General features: G+C 62.1%; 21 protein-coding genes. 13 read left to right on the top strand and 8 right to left on the bottom strand.

Features of this window, described 5'->3' with window-relative positions; genetic code table 11:
- Window positions 1–78: 78 nt before the first annotated feature.
- From J1C59_RS12915 to ybiB, 4 genes are all read left to right on the top strand, one after another.
- The gene (locus tag J1C59_RS12915) at window positions 79–642 is read left to right on the top strand and encodes an XRE family transcriptional regulator (RefSeq protein ID WP_128086667.1); all 564 of its coding nucleotides are present in this window, start codon (window positions 79–81) and stop codon (window positions 640–642) included.
- Entirely contained in the window at window positions 639–1,157 is a 519-nt protein-coding gene (locus J1C59_RS12910) for a GNAT family N-acetyltransferase (protein ID WP_128086666.1), read from the top strand. The genes J1C59_RS12915 and J1C59_RS12910 overlap by 4 nt, the downstream gene beginning before the upstream one ends.
- Before the next feature lie 122 nt (window positions 1,158–1,279).
- Window positions 1,280–3,448, top strand: a complete 2,169-nt coding sequence (gene dinG / locus J1C59_RS12905; RefSeq protein WP_128086665.1) for an ATP-dependent DNA helicase DinG — start codon at window positions 1,280–1,282, stop codon at window positions 3,446–3,448.
- Between the two features lie 23 nt (window positions 3,449–3,471).
- Window positions 3,472–4,437, top strand: a complete 966-nt coding sequence (ybiB, locus tag J1C59_RS12900; RefSeq protein WP_128086664.1) for a DNA-binding protein YbiB — start codon at window positions 3,472–3,474, stop codon at window positions 4,435–4,437.
- Between the two features lies 1 nt (window position 4,438).
- Here the strand turns inward: ybiB and J1C59_RS12895 are convergent, their stop codons facing one another.
- The 3 genes from J1C59_RS12895 to hutH (J1C59_RS12885) form a co-directional block, all read right to left on the bottom strand.
- Window positions 4,439–5,596 carry a M20 aminoacylase family protein gene (locus tag J1C59_RS12895; RefSeq protein ID WP_140917159.1) on the bottom strand — a complete coding sequence of 386 codons (1,158 nt, stop codon included), beginning with the start codon at window positions 5,594–5,596 and terminating at the stop codon, window positions 4,439–4,441.
- 195 nt (window positions 5,597–5,791) lie between these two features.
- Window positions 5,792–7,477: a urocanate hydratase gene (gene hutU, locus J1C59_RS12890; protein ID WP_128086766.1), complete on the bottom strand. Its 1,686-nt coding sequence runs from the start codon at window positions 7,475–7,477 to the stop codon at window positions 5,792–5,794.
- 15 nt (window positions 7,478–7,492) lie between these two features.
- Window positions 7,493–9,043, bottom strand: a complete 1,551-nt coding sequence (hutH, locus tag J1C59_RS12885; RefSeq protein ID WP_128086765.1) for a histidine ammonia-lyase — start codon at window positions 9,041–9,043, stop codon at window positions 7,493–7,495.
- Between the two features lie 325 nt (window positions 9,044–9,368).
- On the opposite strand from hutH (J1C59_RS12885), the gene hutC reads away from it, so the two are divergent.
- Window positions 9,369–10,124 (top strand): histidine utilization repressor, encoded by a 756-nt coding sequence (gene hutC, locus J1C59_RS12880; protein ID WP_128086764.1) that lies wholly within the window; start codon window positions 9,369–9,371, stop codon window positions 10,122–10,124.
- On the opposite strand, the gene J1C59_RS12875 is transcribed toward hutC, so the two are convergent.
- Window positions 10,108–10,650, bottom strand: a complete 543-nt coding sequence (locus J1C59_RS12875; protein ID WP_128086767.1) for a HutD/Ves family protein — start codon at window positions 10,648–10,650, stop codon at window positions 10,108–10,110. The two genes, hutC and J1C59_RS12875, sit on opposite strands and share 17 nt — an antisense overlap.
- Window positions 10,647–12,002 (bottom strand): formimidoylglutamate deiminase, encoded by a 1,356-nt coding sequence (locus J1C59_RS12870; RefSeq protein ID WP_140917160.1) that lies wholly within the window; start codon window positions 12,000–12,002, stop codon window positions 10,647–10,649. The genes J1C59_RS12875 and J1C59_RS12870 overlap by 4 nt, the downstream gene beginning before the upstream one ends.
- A gap of 81 nt (window positions 12,003–12,083) precedes the next feature.
- Between J1C59_RS12870 and hutI the strand changes: the two genes are divergently transcribed.
- The 7 genes from hutI to hutH (J1C59_RS12835) all read left to right on the top strand — a co-directional run bounded on the left by hutI (window position 12,084) and on the right by hutH (J1C59_RS12835) (window position 19,027).
- Entirely contained in the window at window positions 12,084–13,301 is a 1,218-nt protein-coding gene (gene hutI, locus J1C59_RS12865; RefSeq protein ID WP_140917161.1) for an imidazolonepropionase, read from the top strand.
- On the top strand, window positions 13,298–14,089 hold the full coding sequence (gene hutG, locus J1C59_RS12860; protein ID WP_128085851.1) for an N-formylglutamate deformylase: 792 nt from the start codon (window positions 13,298–13,300) through the stop codon (window positions 14,087–14,089). Before hutI ends, hutG begins: the two co-directional genes overlap by 4 nt.
- 307 nt (window positions 14,090–14,396) lie before the next feature.
- Complete coding sequence (locus J1C59_RS12855) at window positions 14,397–15,245, top strand: transporter substrate-binding domain-containing protein (RefSeq protein ID WP_128085852.1); 849 nt, start codon at window positions 14,397–14,399, stop codon at window positions 15,243–15,245.
- Between the two features lie 12 nt (window positions 15,246–15,257).
- Window positions 15,258–15,977, top strand: a complete 720-nt coding sequence (locus tag J1C59_RS12850; protein ID WP_140917162.1) for an ABC transporter permease — start codon at window positions 15,258–15,260, stop codon at window positions 15,975–15,977.
- Window positions 15,978–15,985: 8 nt separating this feature from the next.
- Window positions 15,986–16,726 carry an ABC transporter permease gene (locus tag J1C59_RS12845; protein ID WP_128085853.1) on the top strand — a complete coding sequence of 247 codons (741 nt, stop codon included), beginning with the start codon at window positions 15,986–15,988 and terminating at the stop codon, window positions 16,724–16,726.
- Window positions 16,719–17,513 carry an ABC transporter ATP-binding protein gene (locus tag J1C59_RS12840; RefSeq protein WP_128085854.1) on the top strand — a complete coding sequence of 265 codons (795 nt, stop codon included), beginning with the start codon at window positions 16,719–16,721 and terminating at the stop codon, window positions 17,511–17,513. The genes J1C59_RS12845 and J1C59_RS12840 overlap by 8 nt, the downstream gene beginning before the upstream one ends.
- An 8-nt stretch (window positions 17,514–17,521) precedes the next feature.
- Window positions 17,522–19,027 (top strand): histidine ammonia-lyase, encoded by a 1,506-nt coding sequence (gene hutH, locus J1C59_RS12835; protein WP_128085866.1) that lies wholly within the window; start codon window positions 17,522–17,524, stop codon window positions 19,025–19,027.
- Between the two features lie 3 nt (window positions 19,028–19,030).
- Here hutH (J1C59_RS12835) and J1C59_RS12830 read toward each other — a convergent pair whose 3' ends face one another.
- The gene (locus J1C59_RS12830; protein ID WP_128085855.1) at window positions 19,031–19,663 is read right to left on the bottom strand and encodes a flavin reductase family protein; all 633 of its coding nucleotides are present in this window, start codon (window positions 19,661–19,663) and stop codon (window positions 19,031–19,033) included.
- A 140-nt stretch (window positions 19,664–19,803) separates the two neighbouring features.
- Here J1C59_RS12830 and rlmF point away from each other — a divergent pair, with 140 nt between their 5' ends.
- The gene (gene rlmF, locus J1C59_RS12825; RefSeq protein ID WP_128085856.1) at window positions 19,804–20,763 is read left to right on the top strand and encodes a 23S rRNA (adenine(1618)-N(6))-methyltransferase RlmF; all 960 of its coding nucleotides are present in this window, start codon (window positions 19,804–19,806) and stop codon (window positions 20,761–20,763) included.
- Window positions 20,764–20,824: 61 nt separating this feature from the next.
- Here rlmF and glnQ read toward each other — a convergent pair whose 3' ends face one another.
- Both glnQ and glnP read right to left on the bottom strand, forming a co-directional pair.
- On the bottom strand, window positions 20,825–21,547 hold the full coding sequence (glnQ, locus tag J1C59_RS12820; RefSeq protein WP_128085857.1) for a glutamine ABC transporter ATP-binding protein GlnQ: 723 nt from the start codon (window positions 21,545–21,547) through the stop codon (window positions 20,825–20,827).
- Window positions 21,544–22,203 carry a glutamine ABC transporter permease GlnP gene (glnP, locus tag J1C59_RS12815; protein WP_111140568.1) on the bottom strand — a complete coding sequence of 220 codons (660 nt, stop codon included), beginning with the start codon at window positions 22,201–22,203 and terminating at the stop codon, window positions 21,544–21,546. Before glnP ends, glnQ begins: the two co-directional genes overlap by 4 nt.
- Window positions 22,204–22,249 lie beyond the last annotated feature (46 nt).

Here is a 22,249-nt window from a genome sequence, read left to right as displayed (position 1 = left end):
TATGTACAACTTGACTGATACGGCGTTTCCAGGCTATATCTCGAATATGAGAAAACTTCCCATATGTGAGAATGACCCATGTCGGAGCTGAATACTGAGCAGCGACTGGCGGTGAGGCTGTCAGAATTACGACTGCAACGCGGCTGGTCGTTAGATGAACTTTCTGTGGCCACGGGCATCAGCCGCGCGTCATTATCGCGCATTGAGCGAAGCGAGACCAGCCCCACGGCGGCACTGCTTAATCGTTTGTGTGCGGCCTATGGACTCACGATGTCGCGTCTGCTGAGTGAAGTCGAGGAGGAGTCCACTCTGCTGGTCAGAGCGGAACAGCAGCCGGTGTGGCAGGATGCAGCCAGCGGATTTGTCCGCCGCAATGTTTCACCGCCTGCCCTCTATTTTAGATGCGAACTGGTAGAGGGCAAGTTACGGCCCGGCGCGCGTATCGATTATGACACGCCTCCCATTCAGGGACTGGAGCAGCATATCTGGCTGCGCGAGGGCGGTCTGACCATCACCATGGGGGTCCAGCAGTGGACGCTGCACCCCGGCGACTGCCTGCGATTTCATCTGACCGGAAAATCCGCCTTTGAGGCGCACCTCACCGACGGCGCCCGCTATCTGCTGGTAGTGGCCAGACCATGATCGATTACACCCGCTTCAGCGCCCTGCAGGCGCAGCAGCATCAGGCGTCACTCAGTGCGCTCCTGCAGGCCTGCGTAGCAGATGGCGCCAGCGTCGGTTTCACGGATGCCGCTGACCAGCAGGCGATCCGGCACTTCTGGCAGCAGCGCATTCCCGCCCTGGCCGCCGGAGAGAGTCAGCTATTCGTCGCCCGTCAGCAGGAGACCCTCCTGGGCACGGTGATGATAAATTTCAGTGCCATGCCGAATGGGCGTCACCGGGCGGAGATCGGCAAACTGCTGGTGCACCCGCAGGCGCGCCGTCAGGGCATTGCCCGGACGCTGATGCAGCATGCCGAACAGCAGGCGCGCGCAGAGGGCAAAACGCTGCTGGTGCTCGATACCCGCAGCGGCGACGTCGCCAGCGACCTCTACCGTTCGCTGGGCTGGCAGGTGGCGGGGGAGATTCCCTTTTATGCGGAATCGATCGCGGGCGTGCTGGACGCCACCACCCTGATGTACAAAGTGCTGACCTGACGCGCGCCGGGAATCTCCGCGGAAATTTCCGACGGCGCACGAAAAATTCGGCGCGAAAGCTGACGCCGCCGGGATACTGTGTAAAAATACAGGCCATTTTTTCCGGTGTGGTAACGCTAATCATGGCCCTGACAGCCGCAATAAAAAGCCAGATAGCGGAGTGGTATAAAGCGCTTCAGCAGCAGGTGCCTGACTTCATTCCGCGCGCGCCGCAGCGGCAGATGATCGCCGAAGTGGCAAAATGTCTGTCAGGCGACGACGCGCGCCATCTGGCGGTTGAAGCGCCGACCGGCGTGGGAAAAACCCTCTCTTATCTGATTCCCGGCATTGCGGCCAGCCGCGCTCAGGAGAAGCAGCTGGTCATCAGCACCGCCAACGTGGCGCTGCAGGATCAGATCTTCACCAAAGATCTGCCGCTGCTGAAAAAAATCATTCCCGACCTGACCTTTACCGCTGCCTTTGGTCGCCGGCGCTACGTTTGTCCGCGCAATCTGGCCGCGCTGGCGGCGGATGAGGACCAGCAGGGCGATCTGCTGCTCTGGCTGGACGATGACGCCGTCAGCAGCACCAAAGAGGAGCAGACCCAGTGCGGCCGGCTGCAGAAAGCGCTGGATCGCTATCAGTGGGATGGCCTGCGCGACCACAGCGACGAAAACGTCAGCGACAGCCTGTGGCAGCGGCTCTCGACCGACAAAGCGAGCTGCCTCGGTGCCCACTGCCGCTGGTATCGCGAATGCCCGTTTTTCGTGGCGCGCCGTGAGATCGAGCAGGTGGATGTGGTGGTGGCGAACCATGCGCTGGTGATGGCGGCGATGGAAAATGAGTCGGTGCTGCCGCCCGCTAAAAATCTGATGCTGGTGCTGGATGAAGGGCACCATCTGCCCGAAGTGGCCCGCGATGCGCTGGAGATGAGCGCCGATATCACCCCCGGCTGGAGCAGCCTGCAGCTCGACCTCTTTGTGAAGCTGGTGGAGAGCATCATGACCCAGATGCGGCCTAAATCCCCTCCGCCGCTGGCTAACCCGGAGCGGCTGAAAGCCCACTGCGACGAGCTGCGCGAACTGATGACGATCACCGCTCAGGCGCTGAACCCGCTACTGCCGCCGCATAACCAGCCGGGGGAGTTCCGCTTCGTGCTGGGCGCGCTGCCGCAGGAGCTGCTCGATCTCTGTGCCCGGCTGTTCAAACTCAGCGACGCACTGCGTGGTCTGAGCGAAGGGCTGATCAACGCACTGAGCGAACAGACGGGCAAGGTGGATGTGGTGCGGCTGCATCGCAATCTGCTGCAGCTCAACCGTCAGTTTGGCTGGTTCGAATCCGTCAGCAAGCTCTGGCGGCTGGCGTCGATGGAGAAAGCCTCCGGTGCACCGGTGTCGAAATGGATCACCCGCGAACTGCGCGAAGGTCAGGCGCATCTGCTGTTTCACTGCGCCGGTATCCGCGTCAGCGACCAGCTGGAGAAGATGCTGTGGCGCAAAATCGCACACGTTGTGGTGACGTCCGCCACACTGCGATCACTCAACAGTTTTAATCGGTTGCAGGAGATGTCGGGCCTCAGCGAAAAGGCGGGCGACCGCTTTGTGGCGCTGGACTCCCCGTTTAATCACGTCGGGCAGGGCAAGCTGGTGATCCCGCAGATGCGCTATGAGCCGCTGATGAGCCATGAAGCCGAGCATATCGCCGAGATGGCCGCCTTCTTCCGCCAGCAGATGGCTGAGAAAAAGCACAAAGGGGTGCTGGTGCTGTTTGCCAGCAACCGGGCAATGCAGCAGTTTGTCGCCTGTCTGACCGATCTGCGGCTCTCGATGCTGGTGCAGGGCGATCAGCCGCGCAGCCGCCTGGTGGATCTGCACCGTCAGCGCGTCACCAGGGGGGAAACCAGCATCCTGATTGGCCTGCAGTCCTTTGCGGAAGGGCTCGATCTGAAAGGGGATCTGCTGAGTCAGGTGCACATCCATAAAATCGCTTTTCCGCCGGTAGACAGTCCGGTAATTTTGACCGAAGGTGAGTGGCTGAAGAGCCTGAAGCGCTATCCGTTTGAGGTGCAGAGCTTACCCAGCGCCTCATTTACCCTGATCCAGCAGGTCGGACGCCTGATCCGCAGCCATCAATGCTACGGCGAGATCGTGATTTATGACCGCCGGTTGCTGAGCAAACCCTACGGCAGCCGGTTGTTAGCCGCGCTGCCGGTCTTTCCGATTGAGCAGCCCGCCACCCCGGAGCCGGCAGCCATACCGGCCAGCGTGGTGCCAAAAAATACCGTGCGTAAACGACGTCCCACGCGGCGCTGAGCGCACTTAACCGGAAGCGAAAGATGGAACTGAATAAAATCATTAAAGAGGTAGGTCGCGGCAAAAATCATGCCCGCGATATCGACGCTGATACCGCTGTGGCGCTCTACAGCGCGATGCTGGCGGGCGAGGTGCCGGACCTGGAGCTGGGCGCTATCCTGATTGCGCTGCGCATCAAAGGTGAGGGCGAAGCGGAGATGCGCGGCTTTTACCAGGCGATGCAGGCGAAGATGATGTCGCTGCGGGCGCCGGAAAACCGGCCGATGCCGATTGTCATTCCCAGCTACAACGGCGCGCGCCGGCAGGGCAACCTGACGCCGCTGCTGGCGCTGCTGCTGGCGAAACTCGGGTTCCCGGTGCTGGTGCACGGCGTCAGCGACGACGCGACGCGCATCACCAGCGAAGCGGTATTTGCGGCGCTGGGGATCGCCCCGGTGACGACGGCGGAGGCGGCGCAGGCAAAACTGGAGCAGGGGCTGGCCTTTATCACCATCGATCACCTCTGCCCGCCGATGGCGAAACAGCTCTCGCTGCGCTGGCGGATGGGGGTGCGCAACAGTGCGCATACGCTGGCAAAACTGGCGACCCCGTTTGCGGAGCGTGCGGCGCTGCGTCTGTCGAGCGTCTCGCATCCGGAATATGTGCCGCGCGTGGCGAAATTCTTCAGCGACATTGATGCCCCCGCGCTGTTACTTAACGGCACCGAAGGGGAAGTCTATGCTAATCCGCTGCGCTGCCCGGCCATCAGCATGATCCAGGGCGCAGGCGCGGAAGCGGAAGTGTGGGTGGAGCGTCAGCCGGAGGTGGCCGTGGAGCTGCCGGCCGATAAATCGGCGGCGGTGACCGCGCGCTGGATCGAAGAGGTGCTGAACCAGCAGCGTCCGGTGCCTGCGTCGCTGAGACTGCAGCTTGCCTGCTGTCTGCGCGCCAGCGGTGAGTGTGACTCGCTGGACGCGGCAGAGCAGCGGATTCGCGCCGCCGGTTACTGAATCAGGCGACAGGCAGCGCCTGCTCGACCAGGTTCTGCCAGAAGCGGATGCCGATCGGCAGCAGCGCATCGTTGAAGTCATAGCGGGCGTTGTGCAGCGGTGCGGAGGGCGTGTCACCATCCGCACCCAGCCAGAAGTAGGCACCGGGACAGGCTTCCATCATGCAGGCGAAATCTTCGGACGCCATCGACGGATTCACCTGCCAGTGAACCTGCTCCGCGCCCAGCGTCGCCAGCGCCACGTCGCGCACCTGTTCAGCCGGGGCGACATGGTTGGCGGTAACCGGGTAGCCCGGCAGCCAGTGAATGTCACCACTGACGCCAAACGGGCGCGGCAGGGTCCCCACGAACTCATCAATCAGCCCGCGCACCTTTTCCCGTACGCTGGTCTGCAGACAGCGCACCGTGCCGCGCAGCACAATCTGTTCCGGGATCACGTTAATCGCTTCGCCACCGTGGATCTGCGTCACGCTGACCACCGCCGAGGCGAGCGGCGACAGGCGGCGCGACGGGATGGTCTGCAATGCCAGAATCAGTTCCGCCGCCACCACCATCGGATCGGCTCCGCTCTCCGGCATCGCCGCGTGGCAGCTTTTGCCGTGCAGGGTAATCTCAAAGGAATCCAGCGACGCCATCATCGCACCAGGATTAACCGCCAGCGACCCCAGCGGCAGCCCCGGCCAGTTGTGCATCGCATAGATGGCATCCATCGGGAAGTGCTGAAACAAACCCTCTTCCACCATTTTGCGTGCGCCGCCCAGATTCTCTTCGGCGGGCTGAAAGATGAAATGCACCGTGCCGCTGAAGCGGCGCGTGGCGGCCAGCTGCCGGGCGGCGGCCAGCAGAATCGCGCTGTGGCCGTCGTGTCCGCAGGCGTGCATCACGCCCGGCGTCGCGGAGCGCCATTCGGCGTCCCCTTTTTCCGTAATCGGCAGCGCATCCATATCCGCACGCAGCCCGATCACCGGGCCGGGGCCGTTTTCCAGCGTGCCGATCACCCCGGTGCCCGCCAGCCCACGAAACACCTGCAATCCGGCCCGCGCCAGCTCTTCTGCAATAAACTGGCTGGTGCCATGTTCCTGGTAACCGAGTTCAGGCTGGCGATGAAAATCACGGCGCCAGCGCAGGGCATCTTCAAGCAGGGCAGGGGAAAGGGTCATGCAGAGTCGCGCTCCATACAGAATGAGAAGATTTCACTTTAGAGATCGGGTGGCGCGGCGTCTATCGCCGTCGGGATGAAATCGGGCTATAGGCTAAACCAAAATGGAATAAGTAATAAGAAAGCGATGTCAGAGGCGGGCGAAACGGCGACGGGGATCAGAAGCGGGGTAAGCGGCTGCTTACCCCGTAAACAGCTATTTCAGCATCGGCAGGTTCAGGCCATGCTCTGACGCGCACTGCTGCGCCAGCTCATAGCCGGCATCGGCGTGACGCATCACCCCGGTAGCCGGGTCGTTCCACAGCACGCGGCCCAGACGCGCATCCGCCTCTTTGCTGCCGTCACAGACGATGACCACGCCGGAATGCTGCGAGAAGCCCATGCCAACCCCGCCGCCATGATGCAGGCTGACCCAGGTCGCGCCGCCAGCGGTGTTCAGCAGCGCATTCAGCAGCGGCCAGTCAGAGACCGCATCCGAGCCATCTTTCATCGCCTCGGTTTCGCGGTTCGGTGAGGCGACGGAACCACAGTCGAGATGATCGCGGCCAATCACCACCGGCGCTTTAAGTTCGCCGTTGCGCACCATTTTGTTGAAGGCCAGACCGGCCAGATGCCGCTCGCCCAGCCCCAGCCAGCAGATACGGGCAGGCAGCCCCTGGAATGCGATGCGCTCCTGCGCCATATCGAGCCAGCGATGCAGCGTTTTATGGTGCGGGAACAGCTCTTTGAGTTTCGCATCGGTCTTATAGATATCTTCCGGGTCGCCCGACAGCGCCACCCAGCGGAAAGGACCTTTGCCTTCACAGAACAGCGGACGGATATAGGCCGGAACGAAGCCCGGGAAATCGAAGGCGTTGCTGACACCCTCATCCAGCGCCACCTGACGGATGTTGTTGCCGTAATCCACGGTCGGGATGCCCATATGACAGAAGTCGAGCATCGCCTGAACGTGGACCGCCATTGAGGCGCGCGCCGCCTTCTCAACCGCTTTCGGCTGAGAAACGCGCTCCTGCTGCCAGCGCGCCAGATCCCAGCCAATCGGCAGATAGCCGTTGATCGGGTCGTGCGCCGAGGTCTGGTCGGTCACGATGTCCGGCTTCGGCCCGCCCGCCTGCGCGCGTTTTACCAGCTCCGGCAGGATCTCCGCCGCGTTCCCCAGCAGGCCGACCGAGATGGCTTTCTTCGCCGCGGTCGCCTCGCCGATCATCGCCAGCGCCTCGTCCAGCGTCGTGGCCTTGTAGTCGACATAGCGGGTTCGCAGGCGGAAATCGATGCGCGACTCCTGACATTCGATCGCCAGCACACAGGCCCCGGCCAGCACGCCCGCCAGCGGCTGCGCGCCACCCATGCCGCCCAGTCCGGCGGTGAGGATCCAGCGTCCGCTGAGGTCGTTGTTGTAGTGCTGACGTCCCGCCTCGACGAAGGTTTCATAGGTGCCCTGCACGATGCCCTGCGCGCCAATGTAGATCCAGGAGCCGGCCGTCATCTGGCCATACATCATCAGGCCCGCTTTATCGAGTTCGTGGAAGTGATCCCAGGTTGCCCAGTGGGGCACCAGGTTAGAGTTGGCCAGCAGCACGCGCGGGGCATCCGCATGGGTGCGGAAGATGCCGACCGGCTTGCCGCTCTGGATCAGCAGCGTCTCATCGGGCTGCAGAACCTGCAGCGAGCGCAGGATCTGTTCGAAACAGGCCTGGTTACGCGCGGCCTTACCGATGCCGCCATAAACCACCAGATCTTCCGGCCGCTCGGCGACGTCGGGATCGAGGTTGTTCTGAATCATGCGGTAAGCCGCTTCGATCAGCCAGTTGGCGCAGTGCAGCGTGGTGCCGTGCGGCGCACGAATCTCGCGCGCTACAGCCTGAGAAAGGGTTTCGCTCATGAAAGATTCCTTTAATTAAGAAGTCGTGCGCATGCTCGGCAGCAGCGCGGTCAGTGCCTGAGGCCAGTCAGCGCGGCTTGCCCACTGACGCATGGCCTCAATATCAGGTGCCATCAGGCGGTCCGCCTCCAGAAAGGCGACCTGCTCGCGGAGGGTGGCCAGCGCCTGCTCGATCAGCGAGGAGCTTTGCAGCGGCCGGTTAAATTCAATGCCCTGTGCGGCGGCCATCGCCTCGATGCCGACAACCGCCGCACTGTTGAAGCACATGCTGCCGAGACGGCGCGCGGCGTAGGTGGCCATCGAAACGTGGTCCTCCTGGTTCGCGGAGGTGGGCAGGCTGTCGACGCTGCCGGGATGCGCCAGCGATTTGTTTTCCGAGGCCAGCGCGGCGGCGGTCACCTGCGCGATCATAAAGCCGGAGTTGACGCCGCCATCCCGCACCAGGAAGGGCGGCAGGCCTGACAGGCCGCTGTCCAGCAGCAGCGCCAGTCGCCGCTCAGAGATGGCGCCTACTTCAGCAATTGCCAGCGCCAGGATATCCGCGGCAAAGGCCACCGGCTCGGCATGGAAGTTGCCGCCGGAGATCACATCGCCGCTGTCGCTGAAGACCAGGGGATTGTCAGAGGCGGCGTTGGCCTCAATTTCCAGGATCCGCGCCGCGTGGCATATATTGTCCAGGCAGGCACCCATCACCTGCGGCACGCAGCGGATGGAGTAGGGATCCTGAACCCGGCCGCAATGGGTATGTGAAGAGAGGATCTCGCTGCCTTCGATCAGGGCGCTGACCGCCGCCGCCACGGCAATCTGCCCCTGCTGACCGCGCGCCTGATGGATGCGGGCGTCGAACGGTTTCAGCGAACCTTTAATCGCTTCCAGCGACAGGGCACCGGCCATCAGACCGGCGGCAAACAGATTCTCGCCCTCAAACAGGCCGCGCAGCGCCAGCGCGGTCGAGACCTGGGTGCCGTTGAGCAGGGCCAGTCCCTCTTTCGGACCGAGCACAAACGGCGACAGCCCGACGCTGGCCAGCCCCTGGGTTGCCGGGATCAGTTCGCCATTGTGGCGGACCTGACCTTCCCCCAGCAGCATCAGCGACATGTGCGCCAGCGGTGCCAGATCGCCGGACGCGCCCACCGATCCCTTCTCCGGGATGCAGGGCATCACACCCGCGTTAAACAGCGCCAGCAGCGCCTCGACCAGGTCGATGCGCACGCCAGAGTGGCCGCGCGCCAGGCTGATAATTTTGGTCGCCACCACCAGTCGGGTGACATTGTCGGGCAGCAGGTCGCCCAAGCCGACGCTGTGTGACAGCACCAGATTACGCTGCAGATCCGCCAGCCGGCTGGCCGGGATCTGCGTCTGTGCCAGTTTGCCAAACCCCGTGTTGATGCCATACACCACGTTGCCGGAGGCAACAATCGTATCTACGGTCTGCTGGGCTGCGGCAATCGCCTGACGCGCGCCCTCATCGAGTGTCAGCGTGACCTGACCCTGATAGATAGCGCGTAATGTGGCGAGATCCACCTCGCCTGGCACCAGGCGTAATGCCTGAAACGAACCTGACATAGTCTGCTCCTGTCTGTACGTGTGTGCTGGCGTGGCTGAGCTGCTCTCCTTGCCCTGACCAGCGGGATAATGCGAGTGAATCATAAGCCGTCATTCCTGTCTATGCTTGTCTATACAATTAAACGGATGAAGCAAGAGGCATGCCAGACCGATCACAAAAATGGATCGCCCGGCAGCGGCGGGGAAAGGGAGGATCGCCTTGCTGGCGCTGCACGATAAGGATGCAGAGGCTGCCCTGAAAAGGCACAGCGCCCGCTACTGGATGTATATACATTCATGCTATGAGACAGTAAACTGACCGTATTATCAGCATAAGGAACAGCACATGGTTGAGCACACGGCACTGGCACAACTGGCGGCGGCGATGAGCGACGAACCCGCGCCGATCTATCAGCGGGTCAAGCAGGCGATTATCAGTCAGATCCGCGAAGGATTATGGAAGGCGAATCAGCGCGTGCCGTCAGAGAGCGAACTGGTCAATGAGCTGGGCGTCAGCCGGATGACCATTAACCGGGCGCTGCGGGAACTCACCAGCGAAGGCTTTCTGGTGCGGATGCAGGGCGTGGGAACCTTTGTGGCGGAGATGAAGGGGTATACCGCGATGCTGGAGGTGCACAATATCGCCGATGAGATCGCCCAGCGTGGTCACCAGCACAGCTGTAAAATTCTCGCTATCGGCCAGACCAAAGCCGATCCTGAGCAGGCCGCCGTGCTGGGCATGACCACCGGGCAGATGCTCTATCACTCGCTGATTGTGCACTATGAAAACGAGCTGCCGGTGCAGCTGGAGGATCGGCTGGTCAATCCACTCGTCGCGCCCGACTACCTGACGCAGGATTATCAGCAGATGACCCCTTATACCTATCTGATGCGGGTTGCACCGCTGACCGCGGGTGAGCACATTGTTGAAGCCGTGCTGCCCGATGCGCGTCAGCGTAAACATCTGTCGCTGGATGAGCACGAACCCTGCCTGCTGATCCGGCGTCAGACCTGGAGCGACACCCGCATCGTGACCTACGCGCGGCTGCTTTATCCCGGCTCACGCTATAAGCTGCTGGGGCGCTTCAGAGGACACGGCTGAGGCGGGTAAACAGCAGTCTGGCATCCGCTTCGCACGGGCTGAGGCGGGTCTCTTCATCCACCCACCACACGCCCTGCTGCGCAGACAGTTTTTCCCCGTCCGCCGTCTGCCATCTGCCAGCCAGCACCCAGGCGACCCCGTGGAGACTGTGTACGGAGGTGGTGACCACCTCCACGCTGGCCTGCCACGCATCCCGCCGCGTCATGATATTAAAATCTTCGCTGACGCCGCCCTGCAGCTGAGCCGTTAAAGCCAGTTCACCGGCAAACGCCCAGGGCTGGTGAGGGAGCAGCAGCTGCTGCACATCGGGTGCGGTCAGTAACACCGGGTCGCCGTGCAGCAGGGTAATGACCCGATCGATGCCCGGAAAGGCGGAGAAGGGGCCATCCTGCGCGAGGGTGGCGATGCTGGCGCGCCAGCCGAAGCGTTCCTCACCTGGCGGAAAAGTAACGATTTCGCGGGTCTCGCCGCCGCCGTTACGCCAGCGGCTGACCTTCAGCGCCGGATAGGCGAAGCGGGCGATCATCGCAGCACCGCCATTGCCTGAGCAAAGCGCGCCGCACATGCCGCCTGCTGCGGATGAACCCCCTCTTTGATCACCGCCTTGCCCGCGACATAGACATCCCGAATCTGGTCGCGCTGCCCGGCGAAGAGCCAGCGGTTCAGCAGCACCGGGGAATCCACGCTGCCGAGCCAGGCCTCATCCCGCAGCACCAGCCAGTCGGCGCGCTGTCCCACCGCCAGCGTGCCCTGCCGGATCCCGCACGCCTGCGCACCGCCTGCGGCCGCCTGCTGCCACAGCAGATCACCTACCGATGGCTGGTCGGGCAGGGTAATCCGGTTACGGCGCTGGTCGCGCAGCCGCTGAGCATACTCCAGCCAGCGCAGCTCCTCCTGCGCACTCAGCGAGACGTGGCTGTCGGAGCCGATGCCCCAGCGTCCGCCCTGCGCGATATACTCCACCGCCGGAAAGATGCCGTCACCGAGGTTGGCTTCGGTGGTCGGACAGAGACCCGCCACCGCGCCGCTGCGGGCGAGGCGGGTGCGTTCATCCTCATCCAGATGGGTGGCGTGGATCAGGCACCAGCGCGCATCCACCGCAAAGCGGTTCAGCAGCCAGGCGACCGGACGCTCGCCGCTCCACGCCAGCGAATCGTTGACCTCTTTCTGCTGCTCGGCCACATGTATATGCACCGGCAGCGTCGGGTCGCTGGCCGCCAGCACTTCCCGCATCTGGCTTTCGCTCACCGCCCGCAGCGAATGGAAACAGAGGCCGCGATTCAGCAGCGGCCGCTGCTGCTGCCATCTCTCCAGCCGCGCCTGCTGTTCCAGATAGCGGTCGGTCTGCTGAATAAAGCGTTTCTGGCCGGCCGTGGCGGGCTGGCTGCCAAAACCGCTGTAGCTGTAGAGCACCGGCAGCAGCGTCTGGCCGATTCCGGCGATCGCTGCTGCGTCGATCAGCTGTTGCAGCATCCTGTCGTCGCTGTAAGGCGCACCCTCAGGGTCGTGATGCAGATAGTGAAACTCGGCCACCTGGGTGTAACCGCCTTTCAGCATCTCGATGTAGAGCAGGGCGGCGATGTCCCCCACCTGCGCTGGCGTCAGGCGCTCTACCATGCGGTACATCCGATCCCGCCAGGTCCAGAAACTGTCCTGCGGATCGCCCGCGACTTCCGCGAGGCCCGCCATGGCGCGCTGGAAGGCGTGAGAGTGCAGGTTGGCGATCGCCGGGATCACCTCGCCGTCGAGCCGGACCGCCTGATCCGCGTGGCTGTCCGGCGTAATCGCGTCGATAAAACCGGTCTCGCTGACCGTGATCCGCACCTGCTGCTGCCATCCCGTCGCCAGCAGAGCGCGGGGAGCAAAAAAAGTCGCCATGGTTGATCCTCACTGGATGTGGTTGTATATACATATACATACTTTGAGGCAGCCTGTAAACGGCGGAGGCGGGAGAGCGCGATGGGAAATGAGATGCACGTAGAGACGGTGTGGACCGGGGCCGACCTGGTTACCATGCGTGACGGGAAGTACCATCTGATACCGGCGGGGGCGCTGGCGGTGCGGGCGGGCAGGCTGGTGTGGGTCGGGCCGGAGGCGGAGATGCCCGCCTTCGTCGCCGAGCGGCACCATCGTCTGCCGGGCGGCATCGTGACGCCGGGGCTGGTGGATTGCCACACTCACCTGGTCTTTGGCGGTGACCGCAGCCAGGAGTTTGAGCAGCGCCTGAATGGCGTCAGCTATGCGGAGATCGCCGCGCAGGGCGGCGGCATCCTCTCGACCGTGCGCGCCACCCGCGCCGCCACCGAAGAGGCGCTGGTGGCATCGGCCCGCTGGCGGCTCGATCGCCTGCTGGCGGAAGGGGTCACCACCGTGGAGATCAAGTCCGGTTATGGGCTGGATGAGGAGAGCGAACTGCGGATGCTGCGGGCAATTCGCCAGCTCGGGGAGCGCGTGCCCGCCGATGTCCGGGCCACCTGTCTGGCGGCCCACGCCTTTCCGCCGGAGTTCAGAGAGGATCCGGAGGGCTGGGTCGATATTATCTGTGAGAGGCTGCTGCCGCGCGTCCAGGCGCTGGGGCTGGCGGACGCGGTAGATGCGTTCTGCGAGCACCTCGCTTTTTCGCCGCAGCAGGTGGCGCGGGTGTTTGATCGGGCAGTGGCGCTGGGGATGCCGGTGAAGCTTCATGCTGAACAGCTCTCGGCGCTGGGCGGGGCGGCGCTGGCGGCCCGCTATGGCGCGCTCTCGGCGGACCATCTTGAATATGCCACCGAAGAGGATGCCCGGGCGATGGCGCAGCATGGCACAGTCGCGGTACTGCTGCCCGGTGCCTTTTATCTGCTGCGCGAGACGCAGCGTCCGCCGGTCGATCTCTTCCGGCGCCACGGCGTGCCGATGGCGCTGGCCAGCGATGCCAACCCCGGCACCTCACCTGCGCTGTCGCTGCGCCTGATGCTGAACATGGGCTGCACCCTGTTTGGCATGACGCCGGAGGAGGCGCTGGCGGGCGTGACCCTGTGGGGCGCAAAGGCGCTGGGGCTGGCTGACAGTCACGGCTCGCTGGAGACGGGCAAAGTGGCGAACTTTGTTCACTGGCCGCTGGCCCGTCCGGCGGAGCTGGTTTACTGGCTGGGCGGTGAACTGCCCTGTACCGTTATCTATCGTGGAGAACCGCAATGAACCCCTTTGATTTTACCCAGGGCACGCTGCCGCTGCTGGTCAGTATCCCGCATGCCGGAACCCGTCTGACGCCAGAGGTGGAGGCCGGATTAAGTGAGGCCGCACGCGGCTTACCCGATACCGACTGGCATATTCCGCTGCTCTATGATTTTGTCCGCGATCTGGGAGCCAGCGTGTTAATCGGTCATTACTCCCGTTTTGTGGTCGATCTCAACCGGCCACCCGACAACCAGCCGCTCTACAGCAGCGCCACCACCGGCCTGTTTCCGGAGACGCTGTTCGACGGCACGCCGACCTTTGCGCCAGGCAAAACGCCGGATGCCACCACGCGGCAGGGCTACATCGACGGGATCTGGCAGCCTTACCATCAGCAGATTCAGCAGGAGCTGGCGCGGCTAAAGGCGCAGCACGGCTATGCGCTGCTGTTTGACGCGCACTCCATCGCCAGCGAAATTCCGCGCCTGTTTGAGGGCCGGCTGCCCGACCTCAACATCGGCACCAACGACGGTGCCAGCTGCACGCCCGCCATGAGCGCCGCCATTGAGGCGGTGTGCGCAGGTCAGCAGGCCTACAGCTGGGTAATCAACGGACGCTTTAAAGGCGGGTATATCACCCGCGCTTACGGTCAGCCGCAGCAGCAGGTCGACGCCGTGCAGCTGGAACTGGCACAGCTTAACTACATGGATGAGACGCCGCCTTACGCCTGGCAGCAGGCACGGGCTGGCGAACTGCAGAAAGTGCTGAAGGCGCTGATCCACGCCATGCTGGCACAGGCAAAACCACAGTAAACCGGCGTTGCGCCACCCCGGTGCAGCGCTGCCCTGACCGGGTGCAGACAGGGGCTTATCACCTGTCTGCACCCGGCCTTCCTCCCGCTTTCGGTGCCTTATCAGAGCTGGCACAACCTTTGCTTGGTTGTATGTACAAGTTAATCAGCGCCTTTACCCGAATCATAAATCCCGTCTGGCTCACAAAACGATAATGCCGGCGATGAAGTGCGCGTCATTAGCTTGTATATACATGACATATCATCCTGTGAAATTTATGTTAAATATCGACAGGGCGATCACCAGGCCGCTACTTCAGGAGAACCCCATGATGCACCCGCTGACTCTTCGTCGTTTTTGTCTCACTACGCTGGTTTCCACTCTGCTGCTCTGCGGCGTCGGCGCCCACGCTAAAGAGTGGAAGTCGATCACCATTGCCACTGAAGGCAGTTATGAACCCTGGAACCTCACTCTGCCGGGCGGCAAGCTGGGCGGTTTCGAACCAGAGCTGATGGCGGATCTCTGCCAGCGCATGGCGATACAGTGCAAGCTGGTGGTGCAGAACTGGGATGGCATGATCGCCGGACTGAATGCCGGAAAATATGATGTGATTATGGATGCGATCGTCATCACCCCCGATCGCAAAAAAGTGGTGAATTTCACCGTGCCTTACGCCTCCACGCCCGCCACTTTTATTACGGTCAAAGGGTCACTGCTGCCCGCGGACAGCCAGATCATCAAACTTACCGACGATGAAAAAACCATAGAGCCTGCCATCGCCCCGCTGAAGGCGGCGCTGAAGGGGAAAACCATCGGAATCGCCTCTGGCACGGTCTACACGCCGTTTATCGACAGGTACTTCAAAGAGGTGGCGGATGTGCGTGAATACACCAGCTCAGCGGATGCGATCCTCGATCTGCAGGCGGGACGTATCGATGCGGTCTTCGACGATGTCACCTTCGCGCAGTCGATGCTGGCGCGACCGGATAACCGTAACCTCAGTTTCAGTGGTCCACAGCTGGGCGGACCGGTCTGGGGTGAGGGTGAGGCGATGGGGGTACGCATGGCAGACAACGATCTGAAAGCCCGGCTGGATCAGGCCATCAAAGCGGCACTGGCCGACGGCACCGTGAAAAAGCTGAGTGAGAAGTGGTTCAAAACTGACGTCACACCCTGAGTGAGGTAACTGATGATAAGCCTGCTGAGTTTTGGCCCGGAGGGCTGGGGACGGTTGATTCTGAGTGCCACGCTGACCACGTTGCTGCTGTCGTTTACCGCCCTGCTGGTCGGCGCGGTAGTGGGATCGGGCGTGGCCGCCGCCAGGTTATCGCCGCATCGCGCGGTGCGCTGGCTGGGGGAAAGCTACTCGGTCATCTTTCGTGGCATTCCTGAACTGCTGGTGATCTATCTGTTCTACTTCGGCGGATCGGGAGTGATCACGCAGATCGGACAGCTGTTTGGCGCGGACGGCTTTATCGAAGCGCCGCCGTTTCTGATCGGCGCGCTGGCGATCGGACTGATCTCCGGCTCTTATCAGGCGGAAGTCTATCGCGCCGCCCGGCTGGCGCTGGCGAAAGGGGAGATCGAAGCCGCTGTGGCGATCGGTATGCCGCGCTGGCGCATCCGGCAACGCATCCTGCTGCCGCAGGTGGCGCGCTATGCCCTGCCGGGCCTGTCGAACGTCTGGCAGATGAGCCTGAAAGATTCGGCGCTGGTGTCCGTCACCGGCATTGTCGAACTGATGCGGGCCAGCCAGATTGCAGCCGGTTCAACCCGCGATTACTTCTCTTTTTACCTTGTGGGCGGTGCCTGTTATCTGCTGCTGACGCTGCTGTCGAACCGCGCCTTCCTGCGGGCCGAATCCCGTCTGGGACGGGCCTGGCAAAGCCGCACTGCCGCACAGCATTAAGGAGACTTATGATCGATTTCGCGTTCCTCACTGATACCTTCCTTAAACTCAGCGCGGCGCTGCCGGTCACGCTCGGTCTGTTCATCAGCGCCTTTCTCTGCGGGGGCGTGCTGGCGGTGGGGATCCTGGCGCTGCGCATGAGCCGCTGGCGGCTGTTGAGTGCGTTTGCCCGCGGCTACATTCTGGTGTTTCGTGGCTCGCCGCTGATGATTCAGCTGTTTCTGATCTACTACGGTCTGGGGCAGTTTGGCGTCATCCGTCACAGTCTTTTCTGGCCGTTTCTGCGTGAGCCTTTTATCTGCGCGGTGCTGGCGCTGTCGCTCTGTACTGCCGCCTACACGGCGGAGATCCTGCGTGGCGCACTGCTGGCGGTGCCGCCCGGTCAGGTGGAGGCGGGCATGGCGTGCGGGATGTCGCGCGGCTTGTTGCTGAGACGGATCATCGCGCCGGTAATGCTGCGCTATGCGCTGCCCGCGTACTCCACCGAGGCGATTCTGCTGGTGAAATCGACCGCGCTGGCCAGCCTGGTCACGGTGTGGGATGTCACTGGCGTGGCGCAGCAGATTATTCAGCGGACTTACCGCACCATGGAGGTGTTTCTCTGTGCGGCGGCGATCTACCTGATCCTCAACTTCATCATTGTTCAACTCTACGCCCTGCTGGAGCGGCGTCTGACGCCGGTGCACAAACCGGAAAAAAAGCCGTTACTGACCGCTAAGCCGATTACCGGAGGAGAGAAAAATGTCTGAACTGCAACCCGTCACGCTGTCGGCTCGCGATATCCATAAATCCTTTGGCGCGCTGGAGGTGCTGAAGGGCATCTCGCTCCAGGCGCACCGGGGCGATGTCATCTCAATTCTCGGTGCCAGCGGCTCGGGTAAAAGTACGCTGCTGCGCTGTATTAACCTGCTGGAGACGCCCGATTCCGGCGTCGTCAGCGTGGGTGGTGAAACCATAGAGATGAAGCGTCATGCGCGCGGGCATCAGCTGGCGGCAAACCCGCGTCAGATCGAGCGGCTGCGTTCGCGGCTCGGGATGGTGTTTCAGAGCTTTAATCTCTGGTCGCATCTGACCGTGCTGCAAAACGTGATAGAGGGACCGCATTACGTGCTGAAGCGCGATAAAAAAACCTGCATCGCCCAGGCGGAACAGTTGCTGGATCGGGTTGGCCTGCTCAGCCGCAAAGACTTTTATCCTGCTCAGCTCTCGGGCGGTCAGCAGCAGCGGGTGGCGATCGCCCGCGCGCTGGCGATGGACCCGGAGGTAATGCTGTTTGACGAACCGACATCGGCACTGGACCCGGAGCTGGTGGGTGAGGTGCTGAAGGTGATGCGCAGCCTGGCGGAAGAGGGACGCACCATGCTGGTGGTGACCCATGAGATGGGGTTTGCCCGCAACGTTTCTAACCGGGTGGTCTTTATGCATCAGGGCACCATTGACTGTCAGGGCACGCCAGAGGCCATGTTCGGCGAGGCGGGTTCGGCGCGCTTTAAGCAGTTTATCTCCAGTCATCATCAGGTGGAGCCGGTGGTATGAGCGACGTGATGAGACAGATGACGGTCTGGGGCGATGGCCCGCTGACGTGGCGGGCCCTGGTGCAGGTCGCCCGCCACGATGCGCCCCTGATGCTGAGCGACAGCGCCTGGCAGCGCATCGCGCAGAGCCGCGAAATCGTCGGCAATATCGTGGCGGCAGGGCAGGTGGCCTACGGCATCAATACCGGGTTAGGGGCGTTGTGTAACATCACTCTCTCTGAAGATGAACTGAGCCAGCTGTCGCGCAATACCCTGCTGAGTCATGCCTGCGGGGTCGGGCCGGTGCTGAAGAAAGCGGAGGTGCGTGCGATTCTCTGCGCCGCCATTGCCAACTACAGTCACGGCAGATCGGGTGTATCCGTCGCCCTGGTAGAGCAGTTGCTGGCACTGCTGAATCTGCACATTACCCCTCAGGTACCGTCGCAGGGATCGGTAGGCTATCTGACTCATATGGCCCATATCGGCCTGGCGCTGATCGGCGTCGGCGAGGTGGAGTGGCAGGGTGAAATCATGCCGGCGGAGCAGGCGCTGGCCCAGGCGGGATTAACCCCTTATCGACCGGGGGCTAAAGAGGGGCTGAGCCTGGTCAACGGCACACCCTGCATGACCGGCCTGGCCTGCCTGGCGCTGGACGATGCCGGACGGCTGCTGGACTGGGCGGATGTGACCGGCGCCATGAGTTTCGAAGCGCTGCGGGGGCAGCGGGTGGCGTTTGACCCGGAGGTGCTGGCGCTCAAGGCCAGCCCGGGGATTCAGCGCAGCGGCGAGCGCCTGCGTCAGTTACTCAGTGACAGCCCGCTGCTGGAGGCCAGCGTCGGCATCCGGACGCAGGATGCGATGAGTCTGCGGTCAATGCCGCAGGTTCACGGTGCCTGCCGCGATCAGTTTGATCACGCCGCCCGTCAGGTGGAAACCGAACTGAACGCCTGCACCGATAATCCGCTGATTCTGGGCACCACAGCGGCCTGGCGGGTGGTGTCGCAGTCACATCCGCATGGCGAATCGGTGGCGATGGCCTGCGACCTGCTGGCGATAGCGCTGGCGGAGCTGGGGAGTATTGCCGAGCGGCGGCTGGATCGGCTGGTCAATCCGCTGGTCAGTGGTCTGCCCCCCTTTCTGGTGGCCGAGCCGGGCGTGAACTCCGGCATGATGATTGCGCAGTACGTGGCCGCTGCGCTCTGTGCAGAAAACCGTCAGCTCGCGCAGCCTGCCGTGCTCGATAACTATGTCACGTCAGGATTGCAGGAGGATCATCTGAGCCTGGGCACCGGGGCCGCGCTGAAACTGCTGAAGCTGGTCGGCAATGTCGATCACATCATCGCGATTGAGTACCTGCTGGCGGCGCAGGCGCTGGAGTTCCATGGTGAATCACAGCTGGCGACCGGCACGCGGCGCGCCTGGCAGCTGATTCGGCAGGTGGTCGAACCCTGGCAGCAGGATCGCTGGCTGGCGCCTGATATCGCCCGTGCCGTGGCGCAGATAAAAGCGCACCGGGCCGATGCGCTTGTGGGGTAAGGATTACTTAGGGCGTGCGTCCGGACGGACCAGATCAAAGCGCTGCGCCTCGCTGATGCCGTAATAGGCGCTGGGGCCGCCCGCGCGCAGAACCGGCTCGGCTCTGGCCGTCTGATAGATCCCCGCTTCCAGCAGCGACTCATCGATGTGGATCGCTACCGCTTCACCCAGCACCAGCCAGCTGTCGATCGGGTTGCCGCTGGCATCCTGTAGCTGAATCAGCTGTGTCAGGCGGCACTCGAAGTTAACCGGGCTTTCCGCCACCAGGCTGGCAGCGACCTGAGAAGCCGCCAGCGGCGTCAAACCGGCAAAGGCAAACTCATCCTGATCGGCAGGCAGCGACGCTGAAGTTTCATTCATCGCCGCGGCCAGCGAGCGGGTCGCCAGATTCCAGACGAACTCTTTCGTCTCTGCGATATTACGGACGCTATCTTTCCAGCCGCTGCTGGCGAAGCCGATGATCGGCGGCTGATAATTAAAGCAGTTGAAGAAGCTGTAAGGGGCCAGATTGCGCTGGCCGCTGGCGCTGACCGAACTGATCCAGCCTATGGGCCGTGGGCCGATGATCGCGTTCAGGGGATCGTGCGGCAGACCGTGACCGGCACGGGGTTGATAGGAATAGCGCTTGGTGGTCATAACGTCTCCGGCAGATGATTTTATTTATCTTAGCCCGACAGCATCGCCTACGAAAACAGAAAGCGGTTAGCGGATGGTGCGGGTTTATTTTCCGCCGCCTACAGCGTATTGTACGCGCGCCTGAATAACTGAGAGAACGTATGAAAAAGTCAGCCAGCACGTCGCCTTTCCACGCCCGCAATCGCCATCAGGGCGAATACGATTTTGCCGCGTTAACCGCTGTTCATCCGCCGCTGGCGGCGAAAGTGCGGCCCAACGGTTACGGCGTGCAGTCCGTGGATTTTGCGGATCCGGACGCGGTGATGCTGCTGAACCAGGCACTGATTAAGCTGTTTTACGACATCGACTGGCAGCTCGCGCCCGGTTCGCTCTGTCCACCGGTGCCGGGACGTGCCGACTATCTGCACTATCTCGCCGATCTGCTGGCGCTGGATAACAACGGGACGATCCCGGCGGCAGACGTACTGGATATCGGCTGCGGGGCCAACTGCATCTATCCGCTGATTGGCGCGGCGGAATATGGCTGGCGCTTCACCGGCACTGATATTGATGAGGCCGCCATCAAAGCCGCAAACCGCATTGTGGCGGCCAATCCGCGTCTGACGCGTCAGATCCGCTTGCGCCGGCAGAAAAACAGCGACGCCATTCTGGCCGGCGTGGTCAGCAAGAATGAGTTTTTCAGCGCGGTGATGTCTAACCCGCCGTTCCATGCGTCGGCCGAGGAGGCGGCGATGGGTACACAGCGTAAGGTGCGCAATCTCGGTCTGGATAAGAGCGCGCCGCTGAACTTTGGTGGTCAGCATAATGAGCTGTGGTATCCCGGTGGCGAAAAGGCGTTTATCGGTAAGATGATTGCCGAAAGCGTCGCGCTGGGTCGCCAGATCGGCTGGTTTACCTCGCTGGTGTCGCGCAAAGAGAACTTACCGGCGCTGGAAAAACAGCTGCAGGCGCTTGATGTCGCTGACGTGCGGGTGGTGAACATGGCGCAGGGGCAGAAGCAGAGCCGCTTCCTGGCGTGGAGTTTTATGCCCGCTGCCGCGCGCAGCAAACTGCTGAGTCGCACGGGAAACCCGGTGCAGCCTGGAGCAGGCAGGGTCTAACCGCCGCGTCAGGCAAATGTCGCCACTCAACAAAACGGGCCGCTTAGCGGCCCGTTTTTGATCAGGAGACGTGCTGCAGAAATTCGCGCAGACGCTCGCTGGGCGGGTGACTGATCAGGCTGTCAGGATCGCCATCTTCCGCAATCCGTCCTTTGTCGATGAAGATCAGACGCGAGGCCACTTTCTGTGCAAAGCCCACTTCGTGCGTCACAATCACCATCGTCATGCCTTCTTCCGCCAGATCCTGCATCACCTTCAGCACTTCATGACGCAGTTCCGGGTCCAGCGCAGAGGTTGGCTCATCGAACAGCATCATCTTCGGCTTCACCGCCAGCGCGCGGGCGATCGCCACACGCTGCTGCTGGCCGCCAGAGAGTTCAGACGGGAAGTGATGCGCCCGCTCGGCCAGGCCGACTTTGCCCAGCAGCTCACGGGCCAGCTGGCGTGCCGCCTCTTTGCTGGCGCCGCGCACCCGAATCGGACCAAACGCGACGTTATCCAGGGCGCTCATCTGAGGGAACAGGTGAAACTGCTGGAATACCATGCCCGCTTCCTGACGGATCAGGCGATCGTCCACTTTCGGATCGTTAACGTGCAGGTCATCAACAATCAGGTCGCCGCTGGTGATCTCTTCCAGCTTGTTGATGCAGCGCAGCAGGGTCGATTTACCGGAACCGGATGGGCCGATAATCACCACCACTTCGCCCTGGTTAATCTTCAGATCGATATTGTGCAGCACCTGGGTCTGGCCAAAGTGCTTGGAAACGTTTTTAAATTCAATCACAGGATTTTCACCCTTTTCTCAATGCGGCGCAGCACAAAGCTCAGCACCAGCGTAATCACCAGATAGATAATCGCCACGGCGCTCCAGATTTCCAGCGCGCGGAAGTTGCCGGCAATGATCTCCTGACCCTGACGCGTCAGTTCAGCCACACCGATAACGATAAACAGCGACGTATCTTTGATGCTGACAATCCACTGGTTGCCCAGCGGCGGCAGCATACGGCGCAGCGCCAGCGGCATAATCACGTAGCGCAGCGTTTCGCGGCCCGACAGGCCCAGCGCCAGTCCGGCCTCACGGAAGCCCTTATTGATCGACAGCACCGCACCACGGGTAATTTCGGCAATATAGGCGCCGGAGTTAATCATGATGGTCACCACGGCCGCGGTGAACGGGTCGATACGCAGGTCGGGGAACGCCATCGGCAGCGCAAAGTAGATGAACATCACCTGCACCACGATAGGGGTACCGCGGATAATTTCGATAAAGACCAGGGCGATATTATTGGCAATCCAGCCACCATAAGCGCGGGCAAAACCGGCGATCAGTCCGATGATCAGTCCACCAATCAGGCCAATGATTGAGATAATTAAGGTCAGTTTGGCGCCTTCAAGCAGCGCTGGCATGGCGGGCCAGATGACGCTCCAGTCAAACTCCATGGTGTCACTCCAGATAGGTTGCAATGGAAAAAAGCAGGGAAAAAGT

It is taken from the genome of Pantoea deleyi (assembly GCF_022647325.1).
Lineage (GTDB): Bacteria > Pseudomonadota > Gammaproteobacteria > Enterobacterales > Enterobacteriaceae > Pantoea > Pantoea deleyi.
This window is presented reverse-complemented; position numbering and strand designations above follow the sequence as displayed.